The organism is uncultured Subdoligranulum sp. (assembly GCF_937890665.1).
The window spans coordinates 1-3494 of sequence record NZ_CALADU010000200.1 but is presented as its reverse complement, the minus strand read 5'-3'; the positions used below and the strand labels follow the sequence as shown (position 1 = coordinate 3494).

General features: G+C 63.5%; 3 protein-coding genes and 1 pseudogene. All 4 read right to left on the bottom strand.

Going from position 1 to position 3494, the window contains the following annotated elements:
• Positions 1-61 precede the first annotated feature (61 nt).
• Positions 62-1249, bottom strand: coding sequence for a site-specific integrase (locus Q0526_RS11475; protein ID WP_298733714.1), 1188 nt, complete (start codon positions 1247-1249; stop codon positions 62-64).
• Positions 1250-1429: 180 nt separating this feature from the next.
• Positions 1430-2785 carry a relaxase/mobilization nuclease domain-containing protein gene (locus tag Q0526_RS11470; RefSeq protein WP_298733712.1) on the bottom strand — a complete coding sequence of 452 codons (1356 nt, stop codon included), beginning with the start codon at positions 2783-2785 and terminating at the stop codon, positions 1430-1432.
• Between the two features lie 27 nt (positions 2786-2812).
• On the bottom strand, positions 2813-3082 hold the full coding sequence (locus Q0526_RS11465) for a hypothetical protein (RefSeq protein WP_298733710.1): 270 nt from the start codon (positions 3080-3082) through the stop codon (positions 2813-2815).
• A pseudogene (locus Q0526_RS11460) lies at positions 3079-3494 on the bottom strand (hypothetical protein); the annotation flags it as partial. The gene Q0526_RS11465 and the pseudogene Q0526_RS11460, both read right to left, overlap by 4 nt.

Here is a 3494-nt window from a genome sequence, read left to right as displayed (position 1 = left end):
ATCTCGGCCTTATAGGCCGCTCGTCATGCCACCCCTCTTAGGGGTGGTCATGACTATATATTTACCACTGGCTGATTATTCCACTCTCCGGCAGCGGCAGCGCCTGTTCCATCGTGGCGGCGCTGAGCTGCTTGGACTGGGAATCCAGGTGGGCGTAGATGTTGGCCGTGGTGGAGATGTCACTGTGGCCCAGCCATTCCTGAATCTGCTTCATGGGCACACCCTGCTTCAGCAGCAGGCTGGCGCAGGAGTGGCGCAGATCATGGAACCGAATCTTCCGCAGGCCGTGGTCGGCCAGCAGCTTGGCAAAGCCGTCGGTCACCGCGTTGGGCAGGATCAGACTGCCCATCTCATCCACGAACAGGTAGCCTTTGTACTTCTGGTTGTAGCAGTTTCCGCACAGCTTCTCGTTATAGGTCTGCTGCTCCTTCAATGCCTGCAGCCGCTGGGCGAAGCTGGCCACCAGCGGCAGGGTGCGCAGGCTGGACGTGGTCTTGGCCCGGTCGGCCTCCACCAGAACGTGTTTGCCCTCCAGGTTGGTGCTGGTCACGATGTGACGGATGGTCAGGGTACCCGCCTCAAAGTCCACGGCGTCCCACCGCAGGCCCAGCACCTCGCCCCGGCGCAGGCCATAGAAGGCTGCGAACTGGATGATCAGTTCCAGCCGATGGCCCCGGGCCGCTTCGAACAGCTGCTCCATCTCCTCGGCGGTGTAGTAGGCGGCCAGGTACTTCTCGGGCTTGGGACGCTCCACCTTATCTACCGGGTTGCCGGGGATCAGGTCCAGCTTCACGGCGTATTTCAGCGCCTTGTGCAGGTTGGCGTGCTGCCGCAGTACGCTGGTGGCTTTCAGTGTTTCCAGTTCGTGGAGGTAGAAACTTTGGATATGCCGCGCCTGCAGCCCGCCCAGCGTGATGCCGGTGGGCTCGAAATAGGGGACGATGTGGTTCTTCACATTGAAGTTGTAGGAGGACCAGGTAGTTTCCTGCACGGCGGGGCGGATGATTTTCAGCCAGTAGAGCATATAGTCACTGAACAGCATATCGGGACTCAGTTCTTCTTTACGGTTGGGTTTGGGCGGTGTGAAGCTGCGGCGCAGTTCCCGCAGCATCTCCTCCGCCCGCTTTTTGTTGCCTTTCACAGGCAAGCCGGTGGCGTGCCAGGGCTGTTTGCGCTTGCCGTCGGCACCGGTATAGCTGAGTACCATGTAGTAATATCCGTTTTTCTCTTGCAGTCGGCCTGCTACCATAGGCATTTCTCCTTTCACAATCGTTTGTACGGGTTTCCGGGTCCAACACAACAATACCCGGAATCCCTGGCAAAAGCTATTCACAAATCTACACAAGGATACGCCCTTGTTTTGGGTACGAATCTACCAAAGCGCCCGCGTCGGGAACTTCCCGGCGCGGGCTTTTGGTATGGTTGTGGTTCAGCGTTCCAGACCGCGGCGGCGTTTGCGGTGGCGGGTTTTTTCCTCGGCCCGCTGACGGGCCTGTTCCTCCAGGGCCTTGCGGCAGGCGGTGGTGGTTCGTACCCTTCGGAGAATCCTGTCACAGACTTCATCTTCATGCCGCAAAGCCTTGATCTGGCGGGTCAGTCCGGCCCGGCGCTCGGCGGTGCCGGGTGGCGGAACCTTGTGCCGCAGCAGCCGGGCGCAGTCGGCGCGCTCCTTGCAGAGGGCGTCGATCTGCGCCGCCAGTTCCCGGCGGCGGGCCTCCACCTCGTCGGTGGTGTGGAAATCACGGTCAAAGCAGAGGCGCATCTCCTCCAGCGTGCGCTCCACGTTGCGCCAGATCGCTTCGATCTCGGGCCAGTTGATGGACGTCCGGGGATTCGGCTTGGCCTGCACCTTGTACCGGAAGTAGAGATACTGCCGGCCCAGGTGGGGCTTTCCGAAGAGTTCGTCCAGCAGCCCCTTGTACCGTACCTTGGCCCAGGAACGGCAGGGGGGACGCCTGGGATGGTCGTACCCGCCGAACAGGCTGTAATAGTGGGGGCCGAACTGGTAATAGTGGGCGTCCAGCACCCGGGCCAGCGCGGGCCAGTCGAACTCCGGGCCCAGGCGATGCACCCGCACCGGGCGGCCGCCGTCCACTGAGCGCAGCGTGGCGTATTTGCGGCCCTCCTCCCGCCGCCACAGATAGCCCATCCGCCGCAGGGCCAGGGCAAAGTCCTCCTCGGTGCTGGTCTGCTGGAGGGCGGAGCGCAGTGCCTCCCGCATCCGGTTGTACCGGGTGGGCTCACCCCGGCGCTCCGCTTCGTAGAGGGGGCGCGGTGTGCTCTTGCCCGGGGTCTGTACCACCGACAACCCCTGGGCCCGGCAGAGGGCATCGGAGGCGCGGCGCAGCTCCCGGTACTGGCTGCGGCGCTGCTCGTACTTTTTGCCATCCACATAGGACACCGCGTTGATGACAAAGTGGTTGTGCAGGCAGTGGGTGTTCATGTGGGTGGCCACCAACACCTGGAACCGCTCGCCCCACACCTGCCGAGCCAGTTCCACCCCGATGGCGTGGCACTGCTCCGGCGCTATCTCGCCGGGCTGGAAACTCTGGTAGGCGTGCATGGCCACCACGCCCTCGGTCTTGCCGAACTTCCGCTGCACCGCCCGCATATCCGCCCAGGCGGTTTCGGGGCGGCAATGAATGCCCGACACCAGCTTGGAGCTTTCCGGCAAGGTGGTCTTGGCGTCGTTTCCGGCGTAGTGCAGCGCCTGGGACAGGGCACCGTATTCGGTTTTCTCCGGGTTGGCGGCGTAGTCCACCACCCGGCGCAGGTTGTCCCGCACCGGCCAGATCTTGGTGACGGCCAGGAATTACTCCTTCGGCAGCAGGGCATCCCGGATCTGGTCTGTGGCCGCCCGGCAGGGGAGCGCGTCCCCGGGCGGCAGACGGTCCGCCAGCGCGTCCAGTTCTCCCAGAGCGGAAAACAAAGACGCGGGCGGATGAAACTGCGGTGTGTACCCCAGTGCCTGCTGCCGGAGATATTCCGACAGCGTCAGACCGCAGCGCCGGGCGGCGGTTTCCATCCGGCGCTTTTCAGCCGGTGTCACCCGCACGTTGATACCCACGGTGCGGTTTCTCACGAGGCAGCCTCCCGTGAGATTACGGGGTTCGGGGTCGTCCCCGTAGGAGCGGCGGTGTCCGCCGCGGCGAAGGGTTGCCCGTCGGCAACACAAAGCCCATGCTCGCTACCGTGATGCGGCCCCGGTGACGGTGATGACGATGATGACGATACGGGGGCCGCCCCCTCTTCACCAGCCGGTACCGTACCAGACGGTAAAGGGGATCTGCCGGTATCATCGTCACTACCGTCATGACCGTCATCCCCGTCACAGGTGAAGCACAGCAGCCGGGTGTTGGAGGTGCGGCGGGACTGGTAGCGGATGCCCTGCGGGGCAAACACCGTGTAGAAGTGCTCCACCAGTTTGCGGGTGAACTGGTTGGGCTGCACCCCGGTGATGCCCGCAGTGGTCAACAGTTCGGTGGCGGTGCCTG

Bases quoted from the DNA above. Each gene is read 5' to 3' on its own strand.
- Q0526_RS11475 (WP_298733714.1), bottom strand. From the start codon at position 1,249: ATGGTAGCAGGCCGACTGCAAGAGAAAAACGGATATTACTACATGGTA.